The following is a 26,193-nucleotide window of genomic DNA, read 5'->3' as shown; positions in this document are numbered from 1 at the left end:
AAATGTTGCAAGAGGTATAAGGTACTAGCTGCTGGATGTTCAAATCGGTAACAGCCAAAAAAGAATAAAAAGTCATATTTTACAGAGTCTTAAGCATTGATTAATGAAAAACGTTGGGACACTAGTGACAACTTTTAACATTCCAATAGGAGGACTTATGTCTTTTTTTCCTGCACCATGGATGCAAAAATCACCGATTTTCATTCTTCTCTTTTCCATCTTTTTTCTACTGACCCTGGCCCTGAACGCCCCAACCTTCGCCCAACTCTCCGAACTCGAAGGCACTCACGGCCACGTACCGTCTAGCCTGGACGCCTTGGAGGGCGATGTTGGGCATGCCCCGGCTCCGGAATCTGCTCCAGCCTCTGCGGCGGTTCCGGTTGGGGGGCAGACCGTGGCCCAGGATGTGATCTGGGATGTGTCTTGCCCTGGAAACGGCGTGTGTCTTGAGAACGAGACACAGTTGCCGTTGCGTGTGTTGCCGCGGCCGTTTGCGCATATCTATAGCCAGACCAAAGCTGATTCAGCGGCCATCGCTTCTGCCAACGTACCGGCGTTTCATCCGCTGTACGTGTTTGCCCGGCAGAACGTGGACCTGAGCAACCCCGCCGAGCCCAAGGGCTGGTACCAGGTGGGGCCGACCAAGGATGCGCCGTCCGGCTGGATGCAGGCCCAGGATGTCATGGAGTGGCGGCAGGCCCTGGTGGTGTCCTATACCCACCCAGGCGGGTTGCTGGAAGGGCGTAATCCCGTGCTTATGTTCCGCGACCTGAGTACGCTTCAAGGCTTGATTGATTCCTTTGACAGGGCGGATCAGGCACGGGAGTTCTACAAAAAGATCGCCACCGGAGATACTCCTGACGAGATCGTTAGTATGGAGCCCAAGCGGTTCGTGGACATCACCCAGCAGTTCTACATCCTGCCGATCCTGCAGTTTGAGCAGACCCAGATCATGGGTGACGACGTGCGGTTGCTGCAATTGGCGGCGGCGGTGCCAGGTGCCCGTGGGGCGGATACCTTGGCCGACACGGAGTATCGCGAGCAGGCGCAGACTGAGCGCGGGGAGACAGCCGGGGCCAGCATCGAGGACTTGAAGGTGGACATCGTGTTCACCATTGACACTACCCGGAGCATGCAGCCGTTCATCGACATGACCAAGGAAGCCGTGACCAAAATGGTCAGCACCTTTACCGAGGACAGCGCGGAGCGGTTTCGGTTCGGCCTGGTCGGTTTTCGGGACTGCACGAAAACCATTCCCCTGATTGAATACATCTCCCGGAACTTCACCCCGCAACTTGTGGACGGCGGGGAGCTGATTCGGTTGCTGGATACCGAGTTCGTGGCCACGGAAGTGGGGAGCCTGGACTACGCGGAAGAGGTTTTCGCCGGAGTGGATACCGCCATTCGCTCCAACTGGCGCGAAGGCGCACTGCGTTTCATGATCCTGATCGGGGACGCCAGTTCTCATCCCAAGGGCCATCCGCAAAACACCCTGGGCAAGGACGAAGTCGATCTGCGCCGTGAAGCCGACGACGCCCAGGTGCATATCCTGTCCATTCACCTGCAAGATCCCCGAGCAGTGGAAGATCACCCCATCGCCATCCCTCAGTTCATGAAGCTGTCCCAGGTCCGGGGAAGCGAGCAGTCAGCCTTCACGGAGGTCAGTGCCTTCGAGGAAGCGGAGTACCAGAAACTGGTGGACTCAATTGTGGGCAGCATCAATGACAATCTTTCAGCAGTGATTGGGCAGGCTGGTGGAACTCAGGCGGCTCAAGAACCCCCTGCCCCAGCGGTTTCAGACGTAGAGCAGCAGGGTCGCGAGGCTGTGGCCAAGGTCTGGGAAGCCGCCTTGGTGGAATATATCGGCAAGTCAGCGAATCCACCCAAAGACATCGTGGCCTGGGTTGTGGACCGGGATCTGGTTTACACCACCGACCGTTCCCTGGAAGTGCGCGTGCTGGTGACCAGGGATCAGTTGAGCAGTCTGGCACAGGCCCTGGACAGCGTGGTGCAGGCCCTGATGCGGGCCGAGGTGACGCAGGTTCAGTTCTTCGAGTCCCTGCAAAACGTGGCCGGACAGACCATGAAGCGGCCGGAAGACATCGGTCAGGCCGCCACCCTGGCGGATACCGGACTGTTGCCCGCGTTCATCAGCTCCCTGCCCTACCGCAGCGACATCCTGTCCCTGACCGACGAGATGTTCGCCAGCATGACCGCGGAACAGCGCGCCCAACTGGAATGGAACATCCTGGCCAAACTGGAACAGTACCGGACCATCAATGAGCAGGTGGACGCCTGGTTCCGACTCAATGAAACGGATGCGGACACCGATATGATCTATCCGTTGCATTTGGATTATTTGCCATAGGATTATGTATTAACGAGACATCATACATAAGGCCCAGGGTTGGCCAGCATTATGCTGGTCACCCCTGAGCCGTATTGCCGAATTTCATTGGGATTACCGACAACACACAATTATTGGGCTCTCACCATGCCAGACAATCACCCCCTGCTCTTGCTGCAAACCGCCGTCAAACGTCGCGAACAAGCGGGGAGCGTTTTTCAGCTTTCCGTGCCGGATTTTGCCGTGCATCCGGGAGAGATCGTGGCCGTGGTGGGGGATAGCGGGTGTGGGAAGAGTACGCTTTTGGATATGTTGGCCCTGGTCATGCGACCGACCAGCGTTGGGCGGTTCGCGATCCAGCCTGACCCGGCCGGGGCTGTCGTGGATGTGCGGAGATTGTGGGAACGGGGCGATGAAACGTACCTGGCGGGCTTGCGTCGGCATTATTTCGGCTACGTGCTTCAGACTGGCGGCTTGCTGTCCTTCCTGACGATCCGGGAGAATGTTACGCTGCCCTTGCGCCTTCATGGCCAGGGCGGGAACATGGAGCGGGTGGAGGCCCTGGCCGATCGCTTGGGAGTGGCCCAGTGTCTGGACCGGTATCCGGACTCCCTGTCCATTGGTCAGCGGCAGCGGGTGGCCATTATCCGGGCCTTGGCCCACGACCCGGCCCTGGTCCTGGCCGACGAGCCCACGGCCGCGGTGGACAAGCCCCGGGCCCGGTTGATCATGGATGAGTTGCATGCCCTGGCACGGGAAAACCGCACCGCGGTGGTCGTGGTCACCCATGATATGGATCTGGTGGCGAACGTGGACGCCCGGTTTGTTTTCGAATTGGAGCAGGTTTCGGACCAGGAAATCCATTCCCGCTGCCTGGAGGCCGTATGACGACCGACGAGCCTGCCAAGGGACGCTCGCCCCGATCGACTCGTTCCGTGCGTCCGGTCCTGGTCATCCCCGGACTGGCGGCCCGGCATCTGCGCCATGACTGGGTGCTGACCGCCTGCCTGGTCATTGCCCTGGCCGCGGTGATCGCCCCCTTGCTGGTCCTGCTGGGACTCAAGCACGGGACCATCGCCACGTTGCGCGACCGGCTGGTGGAAGACCCGGTTTACCGGGAAATCCGCCCGGCCCAGACCTCGGAATACGACGAGGCCTGGTTTGAGCGGGTTGGGCAGTGGCCGGAAATCGCCTTTCTTACGCCGACGATCCTGCCGCTGTCCTCGGTCCTGCATGTCGTGCATCCCCAAAGCGGCAACATGCATATTTACGATCTGATCCCCACGGCACCGGGTGATCCCCTGCTGCTGGAAAACGGCGCGGCCATTCCCGAAGACGGCGAATGCGTGCTCACGGCGGAGGCGGCCCGGCGGCTTGGGCTTGGTCTTGGTGACGACCTGGACGTTCGTGTGACCCGCACCCGGGCCGGACGCGGCGAAACCGGCGAAGCCCGGCTGCGGATTGCCGGGGTGCTGGAGCCCAGGGCTGGATCACTGCCCCGGATCTATGCACCGCTGTCCTTTGTCCTGGACGTGGAGGCCTTCAAGGAAGGGTATGGCGCGCCTCGACGCGGCTGGTCCGGGGATACGCCGGAACCGTTTCTGAGCTACGACGGCATTGTGCTGCTTTTTCCCACGGCTCTTGATCCCATCAGCCGCTCCGGGCTGGTGATCAATACCGGCTTTGCCCATATCGACAACCTGACCAGCGACGGCGTTCTGGAGCGCGTCGGCATCTTCCCTCCTCCGGAGTGGGAGGCCTATGTGGTGTCCACCCCGGGCGGCGTGGTCACTCCGGCCAACATCCGAGCCCTGGAGCAGAAACTTCGGGGCCGGGACCGCGTGGTCCTGCCGTTTGCCCAGGGGGTGACGCTGCGCAACCAGGCCGGTCAGGAAATACAGCCATTGGGCTTGTCCCTGACTCCGGCGCAGGCAAGGTGGCTGGGTTTGGACAACCTGCCCTGGGGCGGATTCACGCCGGAGGCCGGACGTGGGCAACGCCTGCTGCAGGGGCTGGCGGCACAGGGCATGGTGCAAGATTTGGAATTCGAGTTCTCCGGGGTTCGCCCGCTGTCCTTCACGCTGCAGGAGGTCGGTTCGACGCTGCTGGGGCAGCTTGTGATCCCGGTGGAGCTTCTGGGTGTTTTGCGGACCGCCCAGTACCGCGCTGTACTGCATGACGCCGAAGAGCAGCGTTTCAGCATGGCCCGGGGGGGCTATCGCGGGTTTCGCCTGTACACCCGAAGCATCGACGACGTCCCGGAACTGTATCGCCGCTTGCAGGCCGAGGGCATCCCGACCATTGCCCAGGTGGAGAGCATTGAGCGGATTCGCGTTCTGGACGCGGGCTTGAGCCGGCTGTTCCTGCTCATTGCCCTGCTCAGCGTCAGCGGCGGGGCCGCGGTGCTGCTCTCCAGCCTCTACGCCGCGGTGGAGCGCCTGCGCCGGGATCTGGGGCTGCTGCGTCTGGTGGGCCTGTCCCGACGCCATGTCTTTTTCTTCCCCGTGGTCCAGGGTCTGTTGCTGGCCGCCCTGGGCCTGCTGGCCGGGTTCGGCGGCTACCTGGCCCTGGCCCGGGCCATTAATCAAACCTTTGCCGGCGAACTGGCCCCTGGGGAAAAATTTTGCACCTTGCCGGAAACGTACGTTCTGACGGCCATCATCCTCACCGCGTCGCTCGCCCTGACCAGTTCCCTGGTCGCGGCCTGGCGGGCCACGCGCATCGATCCCGCGGAGGTGATTCGTGACAATTAGATCCCACTTGACTCTTTTGGTCGCACTCCTCGCCCTGGTGGTGTTCTTCGGCACCACGCCAAGGGTCTGCCTGGCCCAGGCCGGGCCCTACAACCCCAGGCCGGACCCGGAAAACGATCTGATCCTGCCCATGCCGGAGGACGCCTTGATGGTCTTCCGGGCCGTGGCCGTGCCGGGCAGCGGATTCTGGGGCAGCCAGGAGCAGGTCATCCAGATCGGGGACGCTTCGGGCGGTATCTTCGAGGGCTTGCAGCGTACCCAGATCAGCCCTTCCTTTCCTCGGGAGGGCGGGCACGGCCTGATTTATCTGGCCAAGTACGAGCTGACCAAGGGCCAGTTCGCGGCAGTCATGGGCCTGGACGGACTGCTGGCCGCAAGCGGGGATTCCGAAGACCAGAAAATCCCCCAGCTTGAAGGCCGGGTCAGGCAGGAAGCCCTGATGAACCCCCTGGCCTTTGTCGGTTATCACGACGTACTAGCGTTTATCCAGCGCTACAACCAGTGGCTGTTCGACCCCGAACACCCCCAACGCCGGGCAAACATGCCGCAGATCGACGGTGTACCGGGTTTTTTTCGTCTGCCCACGGAAGAGGAATGGGAATTCACGGCCCGAGGCGGACTGCCTGCCCTGGAAGCGGGCACGTTCACTGACCGGCTGCCCTTTGCCCAGCGCCAGCTCAACGAAATGGCCTGGCACCTGGACAATGCCAGACACCAGACCCGGCCCATCGGCCTGCGCCAACCTACCAGCCTAGGGTTTTACGACCTGTTCGGGAATGTCCAGGAAATGACTTCTGGGTTATTTCGCCCGGAAATTTGGCAGGGCAAACCCGGCGGCGTGGCCGTGCGGGGAGGTAGCGTATCAACGCCTCCGGGAACGGTGCGCTCGTCCTATCGGGAGGAGCTGGACGTCTACGCCTGGAACCGGGACCAGAACAGTATGGAGCTTCGCCGCTCCTACAATACCGGAGCCCGGCTGGCCATTGGCTCCAACGTGGTGGTGAACACCGAGATCCGCAACCGGCTGGAGCGGGAGTACGAGCAATACAAGGCCGAGGCCCGGCGGGTGATGCCGGTGGGCCGGACCCTGGACAACCTGGTGGCCCAGGCCGCCGTGCAACTGGGCACGGTGGAACCGATCCTGGAACAGCTCATGGAGCAAAACCCTCACCTGCGTGAACCGCTGCAGTCCGTTCAGGTTTACATGGACAGGGCCAGGGAGCGACTGGACCAGGCCCAACGCGAAACCGCCCGCAGCCTGACCCAGGACGCAGCCCGCAACGGCGTGAACATCAGTGTTTACTTGTCCCGGCTGGAGCGGCTGCAACAGGCACGAGAGAGAGCCCTGCAGCTCGTGGAAATGTCCTCCCGCTATCAGGAGCAGTTGGCCGCGGTGGACAACTCCATCAGCGAGCTGGAAACGAATATTCAGGAGCAGTTGCGAGGATATCAGGACAAGGTCGCCCAGGTGGGCGAGTACGAGGAAGAGTACAGCAAACAGGCCCTACAAACCCTGGCCGAACAGAATCCTTCGGCCCGGGAACAGGCAGTCCTGGAATTGATCGCCGGACATGTGGCCGAATTCGCGGAGAATCGACGGGCCGAGCCGGAACCATGGCTGACGGCGTATCGGGAGCGGTTCGCGGGGTTTGCGGACAATTGATATCATCAATCTTATAACCACATAGAGGTTTGCAACATGAGCACAACATTGGCCAGAACCTGTTTGACATTGGTTTTGTCGGCGTTTTTGGCGCTTGCCGGCTGCATGACGACTGACCGACAACAAACGGTTGGCGGAGGAGCTGCCGTTGGTGCGGGATTGGGCGCTGTCCTTGGATATGTGGTTGGAGATGGGAGGGGAGCCCTGATCGGGGCCGCCATCGGCGCCGCGACCGGAGCTTTGGCCGGGCATGTGGTAGCCGAGCGCAAGACCCAATATGCCAGTCGGGAGGATTTTCTGGACGCCGAGGCCAAGCGCGTCGCCGAATTCAATGCCACTGCACGGAACTACAACGAGCAATTACGCAAAGACATCGCCCAACTTTCCGAAGAGGCCGAAATTCTACGGGCTGACTACACCGAGCAGGAAGCGCAACAGGTGCGGATGGCGGAAAAGCGATCGGAATTGAATAATCGGATGCAGCGCACAGCGGCTCTCGAACAGGAGCTGGTCAAAGAACTTGAGGTGCAAACAGCGATTCTCCAGGAGGAGCGCAAGGAAGCGCCGAAGGACGATCCCTATATCGCAGAACTGGAAAAGGAAGTTCTGGCGCTTCAGGCCAACCTGGAATCGCTCCGGGAAGGCAGCGTGCAGCTTGCCGGCATTGACGAGAGGCTTTCGATATGAGGTGGTCTCCATTTTTCATCGCTGCAGTAGCGTTGTGTGTCACTGGGTGCGCGGCCTCACCTGATCCTCGAACTGGCGGCTTTTTCGGCGGCATTCAAGGCTTGGCATCTGGCAGCTATGAACAGCGCGTCCAGGAACGAGAACAAAGCCTAGAACGGCTGCGAGCCCTGCAACAGGAAATGCAAACCGAGGAAGCCGAGCTTCAAGCCACTAAGCAATCCCTGGAAGAAATCATCCTTTGGGAGCGGGAAGCCGTTCAGGAGCTGGAGACAAACTCCGAGGTGCTCCTGGCCGAACTGGCGGAATTGGAGTCACTGGACGCATCGTCAGAAGCTCAGGTCGCGCAACTCAAACAGCGCATCGCCGACCTGCAACGGAACACTCGCCAGCAACAGTCCGCCCTGGACGCCCTTGAAGGTGACGGCTCCGGCGAAACGGATCCCGATTTGCGCTTACAGCAACTGGTAAAGCAGCGCGAGGCCTTGCGGAAGGAGTACGACCTGCTCCTGGAACTGTCCCTGGAGCTGGCACGTTGAGCACCATGTTCCACGAGCATGGGAAGCATCTTGCCTGGTTCTGGGCGGGAGCGCTGGTTGTGGTGTTCGGATTAATACGGCCGTCGTTTCTGAACGCCGCTGAAATGCCGCCACTGGAGGAAATCCGCCAAGCCTTGCGCACCCACCTGCCTGTTCCCCCGGATGAGGGATTGTTGTGGGACATGAACGTGAACAATGTACGGGACATGCTGAATCGGCTGGATGAACATGCCAGGCTCTTTACCCCGGACGCATCGCCGCCTCTTGCGCACCCGGAGACGGGCAGGGCCGGAATCGGCGCGGAACTGTTCATTCGGGACGGCTCGTTTCTGCTCTCCCCGTACCAGGGGGGCGCTCTGGAACGGGCGGGAGTAGGGGAACGAGCCAGGTTGGTGGCGGTGGACAGTGAGGACGTGCAGGGCATGAGCCTCGACGAGGTTGCTCGACTGTTGCGGGGGACCACGGGCAGCCGAGTGGAACTGACCGTGGTTCCGCTCAGTACGGACCAGCCATTGCGGGTCCGCATCCGCCGGGAAGCCTTTCGCCCGTTGAGCGTGGAACTGCTGCACCGCGACGTACAGGTCGTGCTTCGCCTTCGGGCCTTCAGTACTGGCCTGACCAGAACGTCGCTGCGCACCAGCATCGAATACATCGGCCCGCAACATCGCCCATTGGTTCTGGATCTGCGGGAATCCACCGGCGGCGACCTCCATGAGGCTCTGGACGCGGCGGCCCTGTTTGTCCCGGAAGGCTCGGATTTAGGCGGATTGCGGGTCCCGGGGCGTCCGGAGCAACGTCACCGCTCACCTGCGGGGCAAAAGTTCAGCGGCCCGCTGGTACTGCTGGTGGGACCGGACACGGCCAGCGCTGCGGAAGCCTTTGCCGGCATCCTGCGCCACCACGGTCTGGCGATCCTGGTTGGGCGAAACACCTACGGCAAGTGCACCACGCAAACCGATATCCGCCTCAGCGAGGGCTGGATTCTCCGGTTGACCAACGGCAACGTGCTCTTCCCCGGCGATGCGCCCTGTCCGGAGCAGGGGCTGATACCGGATGTCCTGGTGTCGGACCAGGAACTGTACGATCTGGCCAGCCTGGCGGCCAGGGGGCTTGAAGCGGTGCGGCCCATCTCCAGCCCTTCAGCCCCGCCCATTTCCGACCCTGAGCTTGGCCATCCTCTCCGCCAACTGGAGCAGGAGGGCCGGTTGACCGTACGCGCCCTGCGGGCTTGGAATCGCCTGCCGACGCGCTATGTGCGATTGGCTCTGGACCTGCTGGCCATGGATCTGGATCTTCTCGGAGCCAACGTGGAGCAGGTTGGTACCTGGGCCGCTCTTGCGACTGGCAACGATGATGCGCCGCTGGCTGAACACGCAGGGGATCTGCAGTCCTTGTTCACCTATATAAGGGAGAGGCAATGGGATGATCCGTAAATCGGTTGGACCACATGGAAATCCTTTTAAGAGCGGGAAAAGGCAAAGCTGGATGCAGCGGCTGAATCGATTGACCTGGGTCATTTTTGCCGGTGTCGTGGTGATCGGCTGCATGGATGTTCAGACCGTGTTTGCCACGCAGACCCCACCTCAGGACGAGTTGTCCCGGCTGGACGATGAAGGCAGGCTCACGGTACGCGCCCTGATGGGCTGGGGGGCCTTGCCGGACCGTTTCAAACCCTTGATCTTTGAAATGCGCCGACAAGGCCATGACCTGCTGGGTGCCGACGCGGCCACGATTCTCTCCTGGCTGCGCCAGGATGGATCGGAGCAGACGTTTACGCCGGAACAGCGCACTGCTCTGCGCGAGCTGGCCATTTTCATGTTAGAGGGTAATTATTTTGAGCAAAGTTCATCTGAAGAGACTAAGCAGATTAGTCCAGACGATGATCATCAATTGCAGGACACTCTTCCCGCACCATTTGAACTTGCGTCTGCGCATTTTGAAAGTGGGCTGAGGGCATATAAACGGGCTGATTATGAGACCGCATTGAGAGAATTTAGTTTTGCCGCTGATCAGGGCCATGTTGGTGCACAAAATGAAATCGGTTTCATGTACGCCTATGGCCGCGGCGTCGCCGAGAATCAAGCAGAGGCTGTACGCTGGTATCAAATGGCCGCTGACCAGGGACATGCGGATGCACAGAGCGCATTGGAAAAAATAATTGAAAATCAACGTAGCAAATACATTACTCTTAACATTGACGACTTGAAACTTGACATAGAAAGAATGAATCAAAATATGATTGAAGTCTATGTCAAGTTGTATTACATGATGGATACAGTTACTCTGTCTAATCCAAGCCTAGACTATGACATGAATCCTGTATATGCAGATATTTCTAACTTGTCAAGAGATGGCAAGGCTTTTTTACTAAAAAACTGTTCTGATTTTTATGGTTGCAATGTTAGTGTTCGAGGGCATGTCGGTAAAATTATGTTTATGGGAAATGGAATAATTATCCATGAGATTTTGAATTAGTTGTTCAGATTAGATAATTTTGCATGTCGCTATAATTGATATTTCCTTTTATCTGCCTGAAGACATAAACAAGGCCAACGAGATCTATCAAAAATTCATTCGCTGGATAAAGATATAGCGGAAGAATTTTTTCAGAAGTATATTTTACCATGATCAGAGTAAAATGATCACTGCTTTTATTTCGTTAAAAATCTAACACACGCTATTTCCTGGAGGAATTTTATGTATTTAAGAATTACTTTCACTCTTTTTGCATTTTTTCTGCTTGCGTGTCCTGGCAGTATTTTTGCCAGCACCTTCGAGATCGTCTCGAAACAGGGGGCATTTGAACGCTCTTCCGGCCCTCCTGAACTTCTGAAACTGGAAGCAGAGAGCAGAATCACTCCTCGTGCTTTACGGGCCTTTGGAAAATTGCCTGAAGAATTCATGACACTGGCTCTGGAAGTGCGCTCGCTCGGTGTTGACCTGCTCAACGCAAACCGTGAGCAGCTTGCCGAATATATTGAGCAAGCCGAAGCAGGGGAACTGGAGATTGACCCCGCGCGGTTCCAGTCCTTACTGACCTACATGGAGGACCGGGCCTACCTGACCTGGGAACCTGTTCTGGAAGGCCAGGAAATCTCCGAGGGCGATCTGATTCGTGGGGAGGAAGGAGCGTCGTTCACCTTGCGCGATGGGGCTGGCGGGGAGAGTGTGGTTGATCTTATCGGCATCTTCAGTGTCGATTCGGAAAGCATGGTTTTTGTCCAGCTTGAAACCACGGAAGTGACCCCAGAAAGCACCCCGGAAACCACTCCGGGTGTCACCCCTGACGCCATGGATGCCGAGCCGTCCCCCGTTGAGGCAGGCCCCCCTGGAGATTTATCCCCTCGCGCCCTGAAGCTTTACGAGTTTTGGCATGAATTGACTTCTGCCAAGGATTTTCCGCTGAAGGCCGACGGTCCGCTTGCGATTCAGGAGAGCGAGGACGTCATTGAGATGGACCTGCCCCTGGTTGCCTACACCTTGGAAAATAGGGAGTCAGGCGAAAACATACTCAGGTTGCGCTACGAGGTCATGGATGAGCAGCACTTGCGGTTCGCGTTGCATCTCCCCGCTGAAGTCTGGCTGCATGATATGTACGAGCTGCCTATCGGCTTGGCCCGTTACGCTGAACATCAATGTAGCGGGATATGGTCGGATGTCCTGGACGGTCCATCAGTGATAGAATTCCAGTTCAAGCAGATAGAATTTTTGCCTGACGCCCTCACGGCCCAGGAGGGTGCCCAACGCCGAATGACCTTGGATGATTTCCATTTCTCCACCGCGATGCAAGAGGGTGCGAATGAGCGATGGAACAGCAACGGTCAGTTGAATCTGCTTGATCTGCGCTTCCTGGAGGCTGACAACCGGGCGGCCTTGCAGCTCGGTTCCTTGAGCGTTAACGCCAAAATGACGGATTACGACTTCGACACCCTCGTGCTTTTGCCCCTGGCCTTGATTGAAATGGCTGACACCCTTAATACCGAAGATCTGGCAACACTGATCGACGAGTTGTTGCAAGGGACCGGCAATGCCAACATCAACCTGTCGCTAAAAGATCTTATTGTGCCGGAAATGGACGATCTGCGGCTGTTGCAACTTGGCAGCTTGGAGATCCAGTCCGACATGAAAACGACCTCTGACGACGAATCAGGCAGAGATTTCATCTCACGCTACCAAGTTGGAAACCTCAACGTGATCACGGACGATGGAAATTTAACCATCGCCAACCTCTCCCTGGAATCCGCCCTGAGCGGACTGAACATGCGTTCCCTGGCCCAGCTCGCGGAGTTCGACTTGTTTGCCGACGACAATCCGTTCAAGGCTTTTCAAAACCTTCTGGAAGGCCTGCATTTCAATTTTTCGGTTGCCGGCATGCAAGGACAATATGAAGACCTCGACCTGTCCGGCCTGGACGACCTGGCCTTTGGCCTGCGTTTTTCAGGACTGAACAAGCCGCTTACCGATATCAACCTGACCTACAGCCATGCCGGTCTTCGCGAAGTGGAAGCCATTCCTCCAGGCTTAACCCCTCAGAAGATGGCCTTGAGACTCAGCCTGATACGGGCTCCCATTCTTGAGGCTCTTGTCACAGGCTTCTTTGCTGGCCCAGAGGCCACACCGCTATTGCTGGAACTCTTTGCGGAGCATGACACCAAGCTTGAACTCAGGGAACTGGACCTGGCATCACAGGTCAGCCAAATCCGGCTCGAAGGCCTTGCTTCCGTGGATGGGCCGGAAAGTTCATTGACCGGCGACATGCCCGTCTTGCAAATTGAAACCACCCTGGATGTCAGTAACCTGGACATTCTCGTCGAAACTCTTGCCAACCTGATGGACAGCGAGGAAGACACAAAACACCTCAATGCTGTAGCGGCCTTCATCAAGCTTGCCGCGGAGGAACAAACGGATGACAGTGGTACCGTAAGCCATAAACTGCGAATCAACGGCAACAACCAGGGAGAAATCACCGCCAACGGCAAGGACGTGATGCCGATTATTCAGATGATATTCGAGTGACATGAACAGGCTGCTGCATGAGCACCTCACTTAATGTATGCCCCTTGGCTTGAATCTGAAATTCAAGCCAAGGGCGGGAAAGGTATGCACTGAAACACCTACCCGAACCGTTCGGCAACGATTATGGAGAAAAGCATCAAGTCGTCCAGATTTTCATGCGCAGCGCGAAAGACGATCTCAAGGTCGATCTTGCCGTATTCATGGACGAGGAAATTGCGGAAACCGACCGCCCGGACCATCCGTTCCGTCATCTCCGGATCGATAATACCCCGTTCCTCCAGGAGATAGAACAGTTCATTGGTGCTACCGGCCAGCCCCATCTGTTGTTCACTGACAATGTACGCCGCCATGTCGATGCAGTTCTGAACGGCCATTTGCAGATTGAACAAAACGCTCTCCTGGCGATCCAGATCCTTGAGGAATGTTTCCAAGGGGACATTCCTCTTTTCCTTGATTCGCTCCTGATGAAACTCCAGAGCAGATATCTTGGCCCACAAGGTGTTCCTAGGCACGGGTACGCTCCCGCAGTTTTCGTTGCAACCCGGCGCGAGTCATTTCCAGAATGGGAGAGAATTCCGCGTACAGGGCCGTACTGATCATCCGAAACCAGGCCAGCTTTTCAGGGTCCGCGACGTGGATCAGCCGACCGTCGTGGACGACCTGGGCTCTGAGTAGATAGGAGGCGTCATTGAGAATGATCAGGTGAACGTCATGGCGAACAGCGCGACACAGCACGGGCAGAAGCCGATCAAACAGGCGCTTCCGATCCGTCCTGGGTCCGTGGCCATCCAGGACGATCGCGACATCGACGTCGCTGCCGGCCCGCATGTGTCCCTTTGCGGCGGACCCGAAAAGATACGCCGCGATGATTTCGCTTTCCTGCGCAAGAACGGGCTGAAGCAGCGCGACCAGATCCTCCGATTTGGGTTGCTGGAGGCTGTGCTGTCGGCTTTGGCAATCAGAGCGATCCGTTACCGCGGCGTCAGTTCCTTTGGGCATAGAGAGGTCCATCTCAGCAAAATAAAACACGCTTGATTATTACGACTGCGAATCACCGGCGGTCATCAAAATGCTCGCCCCTGGGGCTGCAAATACTTCCTTCCCACGACTCCCCGCTCATTTGCCGTCTCGACTCTACCGCCAAGCCCGTTCCAGGCTGATATCAAAGTACTTACCCACTCCGTACTCCCGACGACGGAAGAATTTGGCCGGGTCCGGGCCGATGATCTGGAGTTCGGGGTGTCGCTTTTGCATGTCCAGGGCGATCTTCATTTCCTTGGTGCAGCCCGTGGAATAAGTGGCGTCCTTGCCGTTCCAGACCGCAGGCATCTTCTGGCCCAGCAATTCAAAGGCGCGTTCGATGTCCTCCACGGTCTGGAACCGCCAGACGTCGATGAATCCGCTGCGCTGCACCTTCTCCCACATGTACATCAGGTCGTCCCCGTCCATACCCGGCTCGAAGTGTTCAGCGGGGTTGATGATCAGGGACTGTTCCAGCCTGGAGCGTAGATGCGCTGTAAAGGCGTTGAGCACGGCGATGGCCGTCTTGGTCTGTCCGGGAATGGACCCGATGATGGCACTGTAAAAAATCACGGTGTTGTCCGCAGCCCTGGCCTGGCGCATGGCGTCGATGAGCTTCTCGGCCTTGACCAGCAACTCCCGCTCCGTGACGTGCCGGATGCGCTCGGAGCGCGGCTTGCACGAAAAAAACATTTTTCCGTCCTCGTCGCGGTAAAAGGCGACGATGTCCCGGGTGAACCGCTGGCTCACGGGGATCAGCCGTCGATAATGGTCATGGCCGTTGGCTAGAACCAGGTTCGCCTCTTTCCAGGCTCTGGCGAAGGTCAAGCTGGTCCGGTACAGGTTCAGACGCTCACGAGTGCCGTCCGAAATCACCAGAAGTTGATGTTCCCGAATCCGTTTCAGCAGTTCGTTCTTGGAAACCTGGTTGTCTGTGAGATAAAAGGCGTCATCCAGAGATTCGGCGAGTACGGGGTCATAATCCGCGTCCCAGACCGTAGGAGCCATGAAGTCGAACCCTTCCTTCAGGGCCAGAATGACCCGGTGCCCCTGGCGCATCAGGGCGCGGACGATCAAAATGTCGAACAGCACGGCTCCGCTTTCGCCGGGCAGGTAAAGAATCTTCAGGGAGTCATGGCGCTTCTGGAACAGATAGCCCCGTAACTCCTCGAACTCCGGCCAGGGAGCGTCCATTTCGTCCAGCAAGGTCTTGGCGTCCGGCTGAATCTCCTTGGACTCCCAGACCGGAAGAACGTCGGTCCATTCGGCCACGGTCTTGTGCAGGCGGAACTCCTTGGCTTCCCAGATCCCGTGCAACGTGGCTAGGCGCACCAGTCGCTTCAGTTCCAGAAGGTCCAGATCCTCCCGCAGTTGGTCCATGTTGGTGCAGGCGATGATATCTTGGGGGCAGGCGCTGACGATCCGGCGGTACAACGCGGTCTGCGTGAAGGCGTAGGCCCGGGCGTTGGCCCGGCGTTTGCGGTCCCGGAGCGGATCATCCAGCCCGCTGTGGCTCATGAAGATCGTCAGCATCCATTTGATCAACCGCGAGGGAATGACAATGGACGATCGCAGGGCGGAACGGAACTTGAACTGACACAGGGCGACGATCTTGTCCCGCAGGTACGGGTCGGCAATCTGTTCGCGGACCAGGCGAAACAGGCTTTTCCAGTGCCGGGCGTACTCGGCGCGCAGGGCCGGAGCCAGCTCCTGCTTGAGCAGATAGTCCAGCATCCAATCCGTGCAGGCCGGGAAAAACTGGTCATCGTCCAGATCCACCATGAACCGAATCTGTTCCGGTGAAGCGTTCTCCTCCGGATTGGTGGCGTGGTCCAGATTGTTTTCAGTGAGAAAATGCAGAATCCAGGCATCCAGCCGGGGATCATGGCCCAGCCGGAACTCTGGGGAGGAGCCGGTGCGAAGATGGGTGGACACGTCAGATCTCCCGAAGAAAACCTTTGGCCTTGAGTTTTTGAAAATAGGACGACCCCGGATACCTGACCAGATGCATTCTTCGGGACGACCTGCTGACCAGAACCGTGTCTCCCTTACGCAACGGCCAGCCCGATTGTCCGTCAAGGGTCAGAAACACCTCGGCCGTCTCCTCGTTCACCCGGACCCGGATTTCCTGATCGGCCGGAAAGACGAACGGCTTGACTTCCGTCAGGAACGAACAGATCGGAGTGGCGCAAATCACCTCCAATTCCGGATAGATCAGCGGCCCCCCCGCGGAGTAGGAATAGGCAGAAGCCCCGGTGGGCGTGGAGAGTACCAGTCCGTCGGCCCGTAGGGCGGTGATTCGTTCGTCCGCGAAAAACAGTTCCAGGTTGACCAGCCGGGCCAAATTTCCCCGACCGACCACGATATCGTTCACCGCGACGGTTGAAAGCAGGGTGGCGTCGTCGCGAACCAGGCGGACATCCAGGAGCAGGCGTGAGGACACCGCGGCCCCGTTGGCAAGAATGTCCTCCAGAACCTCCTTCCAGGCCTCCCGGGAGCATTCCGTCAGAAATCCCACCCGCGCGAAGTTGATCCCCAGCAGCGCCATGTCGTTGGAGCAGATCTTCCGGGCTACGCTGATCATGGTCCCGTCCCCGCCCAGAACGAGAGCCAGGGTCGGAGTCTGGCTTTGGGCAGGCAAACACGCAGAGAGGTCGTCCTCGTTCTCCGTAACCCGGGCAACGATCCCGCGCCGGGTCAGCCAGCCAGAGATTTCGTTAGCCAGACCGAGGGCTTCGCCATGACCTTGTTTGACGACCAGAAGGATGGACTTGGGGTGGATGCGACTCATGCCGTGACCCCGCATGGCCAAACTTTTGGGGAAAACGGGGTATCCAAGCGGAGAAAAAAATGAATCATAAGGGAAGGATCCTTGATGCGTCTTTCACGTTTGCGCGGAGGCGTCGTGTGGATGGTCGGTGGCCTTTGTCGATGTACTTGCCAGGCAAGGCATTACCCTTTACCCATTCATGGATCAAGGATTGCCGAACCGGCAGCACCAAAGGGAAGCGGCCCGGAAAAGGAGACGCAGTCAATGCCCAATGCGGAAGGTGACAAACTCGAAGATATCATCCGGGCCCTCGGCGCGGAGCTTTGCAAGCGAACGGCGCTGCTTGCGACGGCCGAATCCTGCACCGGCGGCCTGATCGCCCACGAAGCGACCAATGTCTCAGGCAGTTCACGTTGGTTCGCGGGCGGCGTGGTGGCCTACGCCAACTCCGTCAAACAGCAGGTCTTAGGGGTGCCGGAGATCGTGTTGGCGACCCATGGAGCGGTCAGTCGGGAGACGGTCCTGGCCATGGCCGCGGGTGTCCAACAGACTTTCGGCGCCAAAGCCGCCCTGGCCGTTTCCGGCATCGCCGGTCCGGACGGGGGAACCCCGGAAAAGCCGGTGGGCACGGTCTGGATGGCCTGGGCCTTGGGCGACGCGACTTGCAGCACGCTTTGGCGTTTTTCCGGGACTCGCCTGGAAGTCAAGCAGCAGGCTGCCCGGGCGGCTCTGGAAGGGATGTTGGACATGGTTAGGAGGACGGGCGGCTGACCAGCACTCGCTGTGTGCTTTTCCTGCGGCCATCGGAGTCGGGGGCGGGATCGGAATCGGAACAGGAAATAATAAGAACGCATCCCAGCGTTTTCGATCCCGATCCCGATTCCGACTCCGGCATTACTCTGTGCTGAACAGGCACGACAGCTATTCCAGCCCATTCTCCAGAACCTCCTCCTGAAACGCGGCCACCAGGACCGGGTCGAGATGGTATCCGGCGATGGCCTCAAGAGTGGCGAGACCTTCGCGCATGGTCTTGCCGCGTTGGTAGGGACGATCCGTGGTAATGGCGTCAAAGGTGTCGGCCACGGCCACGATCCGGGCGAAATAGGGAATGTCCTCGCCGACCAGACCCTGCGGATACCCCGAACCGTCCATGCGCTCATGATGGTGACGCACCACGTCCAGGGCGGGGCCTAGGAAGTCGAGCCAGTGCAGGATGGAACTGCCGATTTCCGGATGGGCCTTGATCGTTTGCAGCAATTCCTGGGAATCGCGACAATCCTCGTCGCTGAACAGCGCATCGGAAAAACCGAGCTTGCCGATATCATGCAGCATGGCCCCGAGATATACAAACTGGGCGTCCTCCATGGACAAGCCGACCCTTCGGGCCAGTCGCAAGGCATACCCGGCGGTACGCTGTTCGTGCCCCTGGGTGTAGGGATCGCGAGCCCCTATCGCGGAGGACATGGTCAGCACGAAGGTGGTCACCGCTTTCTTGAACATTTCGTGCCGCTCGCTAAGTTCTTCCAGGTCCATCAAGATGCGCTGCTCCCTGGCCTCCACCTTGACCATCATCATCCCCATGGCCTCGGCGATCCTGCGCACCATTTCCGGATGCTCCTCCGTACTGTACCGGAAGAGATCGCTTCCATATTCACCACCGGCAATCCGCTCCATAATCCGCACAAGATCATCCGTGACATCCCGCATCAGCTTCCTCCGACGTTTATCTCGATCTGCTGGAGTGTGCGGAGCACGACCGCCCCTCCTTCGACCACATCGTGCTCATCTGCCCCAACTCGACGAGAAAGTCCAAAAGTCAGTCGACGAGCAGATACACAAAATATGGTCACTGCTCAACAACTCCGGACAATTGAACCATACGAAAACACTTGGACCCCGGCCTGCGCCGGGGTAACGACCGAGGGAGCTTACCAACGTGGCACTCCATTCCGTCATGCCGACGCAGGCCGGCATCCAGACAACACGGAATCCCCGATGGCAGGTTGCCCGGTCTTCTTCAGCAATTTCAAGACATGGAGGATTCATGAAGCCCTTGAACCGACGTGCCATGACGGTCGCTGAAGCCACTCCGCCGAGTTTTTGGAAGAAAGCACGGATGGTTCGAACCGAAATGCTTCGCCTGGACCATGGCCGAAGCCCGGAGCATATTCTCGTCGAAGAATCCCTGGAAGAGACCGAAATGCCCCCTGGACCGGCCCTGCGTTGCCGCGCTTGCGGATCGACAATCACCTCGAAGGAGCAACGCATCATGATCAACGGTCGCCACGACCATGTCTTCTTCAACCCCCACGGACACGTCTTTGAAATCGGCTGCTTCGCCCGCGCTCCCGGCGCGCTCCCGGCAAGCTCGCCCAGCACCGAATTCTCCTGGTTTCCCGGCCTCGCCTGGCAGGTCGCAGCGTGCGCGGCTTGCGGGGCGCATCTCGGCTGGCGCTTTCAGGGCGGCCGGGATTCCGGTTTTTTCGGCTTGATCCTGGATAGACTGATCGAGGAAGGGTGACCCATTTCAAAGGACTCCGGAGAACAGCTCGAACAGGAGAAACGCATGCGCTGCTTCATTGGCTTGCCGTTGCCCGAAGACTACCAGCGATTGCTGGCCGGCATCATTCAGGAATGGAAAACTTCGTTGGGCTCCAGGGTATCCTGGACCAAACCGGGGAACTGGCATCTGACCTTGAAATTCTTGGGAGAAATTCAGGAGGAACGGGTCAAGCCCTTGCTGGAGGCATTGGGGGAGGGGTTGTCCGAGGAAAAACCTTGCCCGGCGTTTGCGTTGCAGGGGCACGACGCAGGATTCTTCCCGGATCCACGCAGGCCTCGGGTTGTCTGGGTGGGGCTGGGCAAGGGGGTAGAGCAGGCCCGTGAACTGGCGGTCTGGGTCGAAGCCATATGCGCGGGCCTGGGCTTTGCCAGAGAGGAACGGACGTTTCGACCGCATCTGACCGTGGCGCGGATCAAGCCGCCACGAAAAGACCGCCACGGCATGGCGCGGCGTGGTTCACGGGAAACCAGGCACTCATCCGCGTCGCCTTGTGTCGATATTCTCCGCTCCGTGGGAGAGGTTTCCTGGCCGGAAATCACCGTGGACCGGATGGTGCTCTGGGAGAGTCGCTTGTCCGCGGAAGGGCCGGACTATCGGCCCCTGGCGGAATGGAGACTGATGACGGGAGCCACGAGGTGATCGGCTCCCGTCGATCTAAATATAGTCTCCGCGGTTGAACTTGATCCGCTCGGTGACGGCCATAACTTCCAGTTCGTCAAGCACGCCTCGCAGTTCCGGAACCATGGGCTGAGGCGGGGTCTGCTGGGGCCAGTTGGCCTTCAATGCACCGATCTCGGTGGAAATCTCATCAAGGATGCCGTTGGCGCTGCGTAACTCCGGGGGCTGGGCGGCCAACTGGTGGGCATATTTTTCCCACCTCGAAAGCAGATTATCGAGGGAGTCCATGGCCGTGCTCTCGAATCCTGGGGTTTTGTCAACGGGAAAGAGCATCTGGGTCGGGGTCAGACGCATCGCATCCCCGGTGCTCAGGGGCTGTGCCGAACCGGACGGCGGGCTTTGGCCGGACGGGACGTTTTCCGTAGCGCGAAGGAGCAGATCTTCAAACCGTTCACTGCCCCTGTTCACCCTTCGGACATCCCGTTCCGCATCCGCCTTGACGAGAGAAGATTGATCTGGATTGATCTTCATGGGGGTGCTCCTGGATGGAGGTGAAATCCGTATGCTTTGCGTATTTGCAAATTGGTTGCCAACTTCACCTGCATGGGTCAAGCTGGCTTAAATCGGCCGCAAGCTGAACCTGTTGCGAGCTACGCCAGAGGCAGCAAAAGCCGCATCAAAATCGGCCCGTACAAGATTTGAAGCATGGCTCCCAGGCTGAGAAACGGACCGAAGGGAATCCGGGTCCGCATGCCCTGATGGGCATTTTTTGCCATGTAGCCCAGGCTGGCCGCCAGGGCCGTGAACGCGGCCAAAAAGATCATCATCGGCAGCCCCTGCCACCCCACCAGGGCCCCGAGCATTAGCATCAGCTTGATGTCCCCGGTCCCCAACCCCTCCACGCCGCGCAATAGATAATAACCTTTCTGCAGCAACCAGAAAGCCCCCGCGCCGATCACCGCGCCCAGCAGGGAGTCAACCCAAGGCATGTTGGTCAGCAAGGCCGTCCCGGCAAAAGCCAGAATCGCTCCTGGAAACGTGAACACGTCCGGCAGGATGAATTCCTGAAAATCGATGAAGCTCATGATGATCAGCAATCCGCCAACGACCATGTACAAGAGCCATTCCCAGCCCAGGCCGAAATGCACTGCCAGCAGCAGCGCCCAGGTCCCGGAAACCGCCTCCACGATGGGATAGCGCCAGGAAATGGGCTCCTTGCAAGCCCGGCACCGCCCGCGCAACAGGAGAAAGCTGATCAGCGGAATGTTCTCCCACCAGGAAAGCGCGTTGCGGCAACGCGGACAATGCGAGGCCGGCAGGACAATGGATTCCCCGGTCAGATAGCGATGGATGCAGACGTTGTAGAAGCTGCCCAAAACGAGGCCGAGGGCCAGGGCGGCAAGCGGGAAATAGGTGGTCAGCAAAGTCATGCTAAACTCATATCATTGTAAACCGTTACAGGAGAGCCGACGCCTTGATGCTTGGGCGTCCCGTACAGATAGTGGTCATGATGTTCTGCTAAATCGTTCGGGAGATCATCCTCCGCGATAGCGTATGAGGATAACTTTTCCAGAAGATTTTCCGGTTCCTGACCAGCACGATCCTCATGAAGATTTTTCAAAAATAACTCCACATGGTGAAGCAATTCGGGAGGAATTTGTTCCAACTGCTGTTTCACGCTTTCAAGAGTCGGCATGTTGCCCTCCCTTTTTTCTCACGGCTTTTCGCTCTTATCAGTCGATAATTACGGCACCAGAGGCGCAACCGGCAACCCCAGGGCCGGGTCGAGGCCCAGCATCAGGTTGGCGTTGGCCAGGGCTTGGCCGGACGCGCCGCGGCAGAGGTTGTCGATGACGCTGACGATCACCAGCCGGTTGGTCCGCGCATCCACCAGCAGGCCGAGATCGCAGAACATGGTTCCGCGGGTGAAGCGGGTTTCCGGCCATGATCCTTGCGGGTGGACGCGCACCCAGGATCCGGCGGTCGGCCCCAGGATCTCGGAACGGCTGGCGTAGAAATCGCGGTAGAGTTCCTGGACCTCCGCTCCGGTCGCGGACCGGGTCAGTCGGGTGTAGACCGTGGACAGGATGCCCCGGTCAATGGGCAGCAGATGCGGATTGAAGGACAAGACCACCGGGGTTCCGGCCAGCTTGCCCACTTCCTGTTCCATTTCCGGAGTGTGGCGATGCTGGCCCAGGCCGTAGGCCCGGAAGGTGTCGTGAACCTCGCAGAACAGCGTGGCCGTGGCCGCCTTGCGCCCGGCCCCGGAGGCCCCGGACTTGGAATCGGCCACGATCCCGTCCGGCTCCACCAGCCCGGCCTGCAGGGCCGGGGCCAGGGCCAGCAGGACGCTGGTGGGGTAGCAGCCGGGGTTGGCCGTCAGCCTGGCCCGGGCGATGTCCCGGGCGTACAGCTCCGGCAGACCGTAAACCGCCTGATCCAGCAGATCGGCGTGGCTGTGCTCCAGGTTGTACCACTGGGCGTAGACCTGGGGATCACGGATTCGGAAATCCGCGCTCAGATCCACCACCCGGACGCCTTTTTGGAGCAGCTCCGCGGCCATGTCCATGGCCGTTCCGTGGGGCACGGCCAGGAAGACCAGCTTACAAGCTCCGGCCAGATCGTCCGTGTCCGGCTGGGTGACCACCAGATCGGCCAAGCCGGTCCCGGCCAAATGGGGCAGCAGCCGTCCCAGAGTCTTGCCTGCCTCGCTCCGGCTGGTGGCCCGAACCAGTTCCATTTCCGGATGCCCGGCCAAAAGTCGGCACAGCTCCATGCCGGTATACCCGGCCACGCCCACGAGTCCGACGGGAATGCGTTGCATGGTTCTCTCTACGATTAATGATTTAACTGAGCGTTGAAAAAGTCCTTATCCGGCAGTCCGTTCAAAAACCCCAAGTGCAAGGAGCAAAAAAAGTTCAAGATCGAAGCGTATTTATTCATACGTGAGAGTTTGAACTTTTTGCGGCGACGCAGCAATTGGGAGTTTTTCAACGGACTGTTAATAACTCGTTACGACGACTTGCGCACGTAGTGCATGCGCAGTTCGAAGAGCATGTCCTTGAGCAGCTTGGACTCCTCGGCGTCCAGGTTGCCCTTGGTCTTTTCCTCGAGCATGGCCAGAATGTCGATGGTGTGTTTGGCTATTTCGATGTTCTCGGAAGTCTTTCCGGTTTCCGGATCCGGCACCTCGCCGAGATGGACCAGGGCCGAGGAGCTTAGGGACAGAACAAAGGTGGGGAAGCAGACCTGGGGCATCACGCAGCCCTGGAAAGCTCCGGCCCCGGCCGAGTGGTCCGCCTGGGCCTGTTCCACGGCCGATGCCCCTTGCTCCGCGCCCTCCTTGCCATGATCGACGCGTCGATCCGTGATCTTGATCTCTTCGGTCATTGTTCACCTTCCTTGTAGGGTGTCCGCCAGACCCACGCCAACGGCAAAGGCTTTCGGCGGATACTTGCCGTTATGCCTCAGACCTTCTTGTAAGGTCTAAAAAATCAACCTTACAGAATCCCACTTTTCAAGACTTAGTTCGAAATGTCCTCTCTCATCCATGCCCCGTGGCCCAATTCGGACCTCGTCCCCAATCCACCACCAGAGGCACGTCCAGTTGGATCACCGAGGCCATCAATTCGGCCACTCGTTCGCCGGCCCCTTGGCTCTCCGCGTCCGGAGCCTCCAGCAGCAATTCATCATGAACCTGAAGAATCATCCGTGCTTCAAGCGCCCGCAACGCCTCGTCGCCGTGAACGCGGATCATGGCCATTTTGATGATGTCCGCGGCAGAGCCCTGAACCACGGTGTTGATGGCCATGCGCCGGGCGATCTGGGCCAGATTGTCGTTGCGGGAATTGATGTCCGGCAGGGTCCGACGCCTTCCGGCCAGGGTAAACACCGCCCCTTGCTCCTTGGCCTTGACTACGACCTCTTCGTAAAAATCCCGGACTTTTTGCAGCCGGGTGAAGTACAGGGTCATGAAGTCCTTGGCTTGCTGCTGATTGATGCCCAGCTCTCGGCCCAGCTTTTGTGGCCCCATGCCGTAAAGCAGGCCGAAATTGATGGTCTTAGCCTTGCGTCGCTCCTCGGTGGTGACCTCCTCCGGCTCCTTGACGAACAAAATGGCCGCGGTACCGGAGTGGACGTCCACGCCCCGGGCGAACAGGTCCCGCAAGTGCGGATCCGCGGAAAGATGAGCCAAAACGCGCAGCTCGATCTGAGAATAATCCGCGCTGATCAACTCATGCCCGGGAGGCGCGGTGAAGCAGGCCCGCATCCGCCGCCCCTGGTCGCCCCGGATCGGGATGTTCTGCAAATTCGGATTGCTGCTGGACAGCCGTCCCGTGGCCACGGCCAACTGATTGAACGTGGTATGCACCCGACCGCCTTGGTCCGCCAGTTTGGGCAGCGGCTCCAGGTAGGTGGAGCGCAGCTTTTCCAGTTTGCGGTATTCCAGGATCTCCGGAACAATGGGATGCTCTCCGGCCAGCCGCTCCAGGACTTCCACGCTGGTGGACCTGCTGCCGCCGGGGGTCTTGCGTCCGGTCTTCAAGCCCAGACGTTCGAACAACACCTCGGCCATCTGCTGGCTGGAACGCAGATTGAACGATCCTCCGGCCCGCTGGGAAATGGACTTGGACAGCCGCTCCAATCCCTCCTGGACCTCGTCCAGGAAGGCTCTCAGGGCCTTCTGATCCAGCAGTACTCCGGCCCGCTCCATGTCCACCAGCACCGGGATCAAGGGCATCTCCAGAGTGGCGATCAGCTCTAAAAATCCGGCCTGTTCCACGCTGCGCCCCAACGCCTCGGCCAGGCGCAACGTCAGCAGGGCAGGCGCTTCGTCGCCCAGCTGGGCGGTATCGGCCAACTCATGACCGTACCGGCGAACCAGCGCCGTCAGGCTGTAGTCGCGCTCCTCGGGTTGGAGCAGGTAAGCGGCCAGACTGACGTCGAAGCGCCGGTCCAGGGAGATTGCGGACCAGCAAGCGTCTTGGGCCAGCAGGTTCTTCCAAGAGTGGGCCACGACCATGGCCGCTGGTTGCAGCGCGGCCACTAAGTCCTTGGCAAAATTCTTGGACGTCCCGCCCCACAGGAGTTCACGCCCTTCCAGCCCCAGTCGCCAGCCGTCTCGGTCCGCGGCCACCCCGACCTGTTTTCCGGAAAAGCCCGGCAGAACCTCCATTCGTTCCACAGCCTGTTCGCCCGAAGCGTCGTCTTTCGGGTTCCGGTACGCGGACGAGCGTTTCGTCGCATTCTGGGTTTTCGAGGTCAGCAACTCTCCTCGGCTCAGTCGGCCGGATTCGGAGGATTCGGGGGTTGTCTCTCCAGAAGCGGATAAGGCCGCCATCTCCCGCTCCAGGGACCGAAACTCATACTCGCGCAGAAACGCCGTCAGCCGCTCGCCCTCCCATTCCCGGCAGCGGTAATCCTCCAGCCGGGCGTCCGGATGCAGGTCCGTGCGCAGGCGGGTCAGCTCCCTGTAGGTAAAAATGCGCTCCAGCTCGGGTTCGACCTTTTTGCGCTCCTTGGGCGTCAGCTCGTTCACGTTGTCCCGCAAAGCCTCCAGAGTCGGGAAGCGCTGCATCAGGCCCATGGCGGTCTTTGGGCCGACGCCGGGAATGCCGGGGATATTGTCCGTGCTGTCTCCGGTCAGGGCCTGGAAATCCGGCCACTGCTCCGGGGTCATGGCGTGTTCCTGGCGGAAGGATTCGTTGGTGACCAGCTTCTCGCTTTTTAGGCCCGGATCCCAGATCACGACGTTCTTATCCAGGCATTGCAACAGATCCTTGTCCGAGCCGACAACGACCACCGGGCATTCGGACTTGAACTTCCTGCACAGGCTGGCGATGAGGTCGTCCGCCTCCACCCCTTCCGACACCTGGGCGGTCAAGCCGAACAGTCCCACCCCCCGGACCAACGGCTCGATCTGCTGGACCAGGGCTTCCGGGGTCTTGGGGCGCTGGGCCTTGTAGGGGGTGAACAATTCATGGCGAAACGTGGGGCCGCGTCCGTCCAGAAAAAAACCGGCGTATCGCGGCCGTTCCTCGCGATGCAGGCGCAACAGCAGGCGCAGGACGATGAACAGGGCGTTGGTCGGAAAGCCGTCCGAGCGCTTCAGGTCCGGAAAGGCGTAAAAGGCCCGGTACAGAAAGGAGGTTCCGTCGATCAGGAACACCGGGTCCGTGGAGAGGTTGAGGCGGGATTTCAGGCTCATGGGGGCGAAAAA

General features: G+C 59.2%; 23 protein-coding genes. 12 read left to right on the top strand and 11 right to left on the bottom strand.

Going from position 1 to position 26,193, the window contains the following annotated elements:
* Positions 1-157: 157 nt before the first annotated feature.
* The 9 genes from C6366_RS16050 (at position 158) to C6366_RS16010 (ending at position 13,002) form a co-directional block, all read left to right on the top strand.
* Positions 158-2,368 (top strand): vWA domain-containing protein, encoded by a 2,211-nt coding sequence (locus C6366_RS16050; RefSeq protein ID WP_199221543.1) that lies wholly within the window; start codon positions 158-160, stop codon positions 2,366-2,368.
* A 126-nt stretch (positions 2,369-2,494) separates the two neighbouring features.
* Positions 2,495-3,235, top strand: a complete 741-nt coding sequence (locus C6366_RS16045) for an ABC transporter ATP-binding protein (RefSeq protein ID WP_107739750.1) — start codon at positions 2,495-2,497, stop codon at positions 3,233-3,235.
* Positions 3,232-5,100, top strand: a complete 1,869-nt coding sequence (locus C6366_RS16040; protein WP_107739748.1) for an FtsX-like permease family protein — start codon at positions 3,232-3,234, stop codon at positions 5,098-5,100. The genes C6366_RS16045 and C6366_RS16040 overlap by 4 nt, the downstream gene beginning before the upstream one ends.
* Positions 5,090-6,763: an SUMF1/EgtB/PvdO family nonheme iron enzyme gene (locus tag C6366_RS16035; protein WP_233248540.1), complete on the top strand. Its 1,674-nt coding sequence runs from the start codon at positions 5,090-5,092 to the stop codon at positions 6,761-6,763. The genes C6366_RS16040 and C6366_RS16035 overlap by 11 nt, the downstream gene beginning before the upstream one ends.
* Positions 6,764-6,799: 36 nt before the next feature.
* The gene (locus C6366_RS16030; RefSeq protein ID WP_107739746.1) at positions 6,800-7,450 is read left to right on the top strand and encodes a YMGG-like glycine zipper-containing protein; all 651 of its coding nucleotides are present in this window, start codon (positions 6,800-6,802) and stop codon (positions 7,448-7,450) included.
* On the top strand, positions 7,447-7,986 hold the full coding sequence (locus tag C6366_RS16025; RefSeq protein WP_107739744.1) for a hypothetical protein: 540 nt from the start codon (positions 7,447-7,449) through the stop codon (positions 7,984-7,986). Before C6366_RS16030 ends, C6366_RS16025 begins: the two co-directional genes overlap by 4 nt.
* A gap of 5 nt (positions 7,987-7,991) precedes the next feature.
* A complete protein-coding gene (locus tag C6366_RS16020; RefSeq protein WP_233248542.1) occupies positions 7,992-9,419 on the top strand; it encodes a S41 family peptidase in 1,428 nt (475 codons plus the stop codon).
* Positions 9,409-10,461: a tetratricopeptide repeat protein gene (locus C6366_RS16015; RefSeq protein WP_107739740.1), complete on the top strand. Its 1,053-nt coding sequence runs from the start codon at positions 9,409-9,411 to the stop codon at positions 10,459-10,461. Before C6366_RS16020 ends, C6366_RS16015 begins: the two co-directional genes overlap by 11 nt.
* 426 nt (positions 10,462-10,887) lie before the next feature.
* Positions 10,888-13,002: a hypothetical protein gene (locus C6366_RS16010; protein WP_146164886.1), complete on the top strand. Its 2,115-nt coding sequence runs from the start codon at positions 10,888-10,890 to the stop codon at positions 13,000-13,002.
* Positions 13,003-13,100: 98 nt separating this feature from the next.
* Here the strand turns inward: C6366_RS16010 and C6366_RS16005 are convergent, their stop codons facing one another.
* From C6366_RS16005 to C6366_RS15990, 4 genes are all read right to left on the bottom strand, one after another.
* Positions 13,101-13,514 (bottom strand): DUF86 domain-containing protein, encoded by a 414-nt coding sequence (locus C6366_RS16005; RefSeq protein WP_107739736.1) that lies wholly within the window; start codon positions 13,512-13,514, stop codon positions 13,101-13,103.
* Entirely contained in the window at positions 13,507-14,001 is a 495-nt protein-coding gene (locus C6366_RS16000; RefSeq protein ID WP_158269827.1) for a nucleotidyltransferase domain-containing protein, read from the bottom strand. The genes C6366_RS16005 and C6366_RS16000 overlap by 8 nt, the downstream gene beginning before the upstream one ends.
* A 135-nt stretch (positions 14,002-14,136) precedes the next feature.
* A complete protein-coding gene (locus C6366_RS15995) occupies positions 14,137-15,957 on the bottom strand; it encodes a hypothetical protein (protein WP_107739731.1) in 1,821 nt (606 codons plus the stop codon).
* A 1-nt stretch (position 15,958) separates the two neighbouring features.
* Positions 15,959-16,813, bottom strand: coding sequence for an NAD(+)/NADH kinase (locus tag C6366_RS15990; protein ID WP_158269826.1), 855 nt, complete (start codon positions 16,811-16,813; stop codon positions 15,959-15,961).
* Between the two features lie 243 nt (positions 16,814-17,056).
* Between C6366_RS15990 and C6366_RS15985 the strand changes: the two genes are divergently transcribed.
* A complete protein-coding gene (locus C6366_RS15985; RefSeq protein ID WP_107739727.1) occupies positions 17,057-17,563 on the top strand; it encodes a CinA family protein in 507 nt (168 codons plus the stop codon).
* A gap of 150 nt (positions 17,564-17,713) precedes the next feature.
* Here the strand turns inward: C6366_RS15985 and C6366_RS15980 are convergent, their stop codons facing one another.
* Entirely contained in the window at positions 17,714-18,499 is a 786-nt protein-coding gene (locus tag C6366_RS15980; RefSeq protein WP_107739725.1) for an HD-GYP domain-containing protein, read from the bottom strand.
* 337 nt (positions 18,500-18,836) lie between these two features.
* Between C6366_RS15980 and C6366_RS15975 the strand changes: the two genes are divergently transcribed.
* Positions 18,837-19,313 carry a cereblon family protein gene (locus C6366_RS15975; protein ID WP_233248539.1) on the top strand — a complete coding sequence of 159 codons (477 nt, stop codon included), beginning with the start codon at positions 18,837-18,839 and terminating at the stop codon, positions 19,311-19,313.
* Between the two features lie 45 nt (positions 19,314-19,358).
* Complete coding sequence (gene thpR / locus C6366_RS15970) at positions 19,359-19,994, top strand: RNA 2',3'-cyclic phosphodiesterase (RefSeq protein ID WP_107739723.1); 636 nt, start codon at positions 19,359-19,361, stop codon at positions 19,992-19,994.
* Between the two features lie 15 nt (positions 19,995-20,009).
* On the opposite strand, the gene C6366_RS15965 is transcribed toward thpR, so the two are convergent.
* From C6366_RS15965 to polA, 6 genes are all read right to left on the bottom strand, one after another.
* On the bottom strand, positions 20,010-20,504 hold the full coding sequence (locus C6366_RS15965; RefSeq protein WP_107739721.1) for a hypothetical protein: 495 nt from the start codon (positions 20,502-20,504) through the stop codon (positions 20,010-20,012).
* A gap of 119 nt (positions 20,505-20,623) precedes the next feature.
* The gene (locus C6366_RS15960) at positions 20,624-21,403 is read right to left on the bottom strand and encodes an A24 family peptidase (protein WP_107739719.1); all 780 of its coding nucleotides are present in this window, start codon (positions 21,401-21,403) and stop codon (positions 20,624-20,626) included.
* Positions 21,400-21,669, bottom strand: coding sequence for a hypothetical protein (locus tag C6366_RS15955; protein WP_107739717.1), 270 nt, complete (start codon positions 21,667-21,669; stop codon positions 21,400-21,402). The genes C6366_RS15960 and C6366_RS15955 overlap by 4 nt, the downstream gene beginning before the upstream one ends.
* 48 nt (positions 21,670-21,717) lie before the next feature.
* Positions 21,718-22,797, bottom strand: a complete 1,080-nt coding sequence (argC, locus tag C6366_RS15950; protein ID WP_107739715.1) for an N-acetyl-gamma-glutamyl-phosphate reductase — start codon at positions 22,795-22,797, stop codon at positions 21,718-21,720.
* Positions 22,798-22,985: 188 nt separating this feature from the next.
* On the bottom strand, positions 22,986-23,363 hold the full coding sequence (locus tag C6366_RS15945) for a DUF1844 domain-containing protein (protein ID WP_107739713.1): 378 nt from the start codon (positions 23,361-23,363) through the stop codon (positions 22,986-22,988).
* Between the two features lie 154 nt (positions 23,364-23,517).
* A complete protein-coding gene (gene polA, locus C6366_RS15940; protein WP_107739711.1) occupies positions 23,518-26,181 on the bottom strand; it encodes a DNA polymerase I in 2,664 nt (887 codons plus the stop codon).
* Positions 26,182-26,193 lie beyond the last annotated feature (12 nt).

It is taken from the genome of Desulfonatronum sp. SC1 (assembly GCF_003046795.1).
Taxonomy (GTDB): Bacteria; Desulfobacterota; Desulfovibrionia; order Desulfovibrionales; family Desulfonatronaceae; genus Desulfonatronum.
The sequence above is the reverse complement of the archived record's forward strand: the minus strand, read 5'-3'. Positions and strand labels throughout refer to the sequence as shown.

What these genes read in the sequence shown, in the direction of transcription:
- C6366_RS16040 (WP_107739748.1), top strand. Translation starts at nt 3,232, where the DNA reads ATGACGACCGACGAGCCTGCCAAGGGACGCTCGCCCCGATCGACTCGT.
- C6366_RS16010 (WP_146164886.1), top strand. Translation starts at nt 10,888, where the DNA reads ATGACACTGGCTCTGGAAGTGCGCTCGCTCGGTGTTGACCTGCTCAAC.
- C6366_RS15980 (WP_107739725.1), bottom strand. Translation starts at nt 18,499, where the DNA reads ATGCGGGATGTCACGGATGATCTTGTGCGGATTATGGAGCGGATTGCC.
- C6366_RS16000 (WP_158269827.1), bottom strand. Translation starts at nt 14,001, where the DNA reads ATGCCCAAAGGAACTGACGCCGCGGTAACGGATCGCTCTGATTGCCAA.
- C6366_RS16050 (WP_199221543.1), top strand. Translation starts at nt 158, where the DNA reads ATGTCTTTTTTTCCTGCACCATGGATGCAAAAATCACCGATTTTCATT.
- C6366_RS15990 (WP_158269826.1), bottom strand. Translation starts at nt 16,813, where the DNA reads ATGAGTCGCATCCACCCCAAGTCCATCCTTCTGGTCGTCAAACAAGGT.
- C6366_RS15965 (WP_107739721.1), bottom strand. Translation starts at nt 20,504, where the DNA reads ATGAAGATCAATCCAGATCAATCTTCTCTCGTCAAGGCGGATGCGGAA.
- C6366_RS15975 (WP_233248539.1), top strand. Translation starts at nt 18,837, where the DNA reads ATGAAGCCCTTGAACCGACGTGCCATGACGGTCGCTGAAGCCACTCCG.
- C6366_RS15985 (WP_107739727.1), top strand. Translation starts at nt 17,057, where the DNA reads ATGCCCAATGCGGAAGGTGACAAACTCGAAGATATCATCCGGGCCCTC.
- thpR (WP_107739723.1), top strand. Translation starts at nt 19,359, where the DNA reads ATGCGCTGCTTCATTGGCTTGCCGTTGCCCGAAGACTACCAGCGATTG.
- C6366_RS15960 (WP_107739719.1), bottom strand. Translation starts at nt 21,403, where the DNA reads ATGACTTTGCTGACCACCTATTTCCCGCTTGCCGCCCTGGCCCTCGGC.
- C6366_RS15945 (WP_107739713.1), bottom strand. Translation starts at nt 23,363, where the DNA reads ATGACCGAAGAGATCAAGATCACGGATCGACGCGTCGATCATGGCAAG.
- C6366_RS16025 (WP_107739744.1), top strand. Translation starts at nt 7,447, where the DNA reads ATGAGGTGGTCTCCATTTTTCATCGCTGCAGTAGCGTTGTGTGTCACT.
- C6366_RS16030 (WP_107739746.1), top strand. Translation starts at nt 6,800, where the DNA reads ATGAGCACAACATTGGCCAGAACCTGTTTGACATTGGTTTTGTCGGCG.
- C6366_RS16015 (WP_107739740.1), top strand. Translation starts at nt 9,409, where the DNA reads ATGATCCGTAAATCGGTTGGACCACATGGAAATCCTTTTAAGAGCGGG.
- C6366_RS15955 (WP_107739717.1), bottom strand. Translation starts at nt 21,669, where the DNA reads ATGCCGACTCTTGAAAGCGTGAAACAGCAGTTGGAACAAATTCCTCCC.
- C6366_RS16045 (WP_107739750.1), top strand. Translation starts at nt 2,495, where the DNA reads ATGCCAGACAATCACCCCCTGCTCTTGCTGCAAACCGCCGTCAAACGT.
- polA (WP_107739711.1), bottom strand. Translation starts at nt 26,181, where the DNA reads ATGAGCCTGAAATCCCGCCTCAACCTCTCCACGGACCCGGTGTTCCTG.
- argC (WP_107739715.1), bottom strand. Translation starts at nt 22,797, where the DNA reads ATGCAACGCATTCCCGTCGGACTCGTGGGCGTGGCCGGGTATACCGGC.
- C6366_RS16020 (WP_233248542.1), top strand. Translation starts at nt 7,992, where the DNA reads ATGTTCCACGAGCATGGGAAGCATCTTGCCTGGTTCTGGGCGGGAGCG.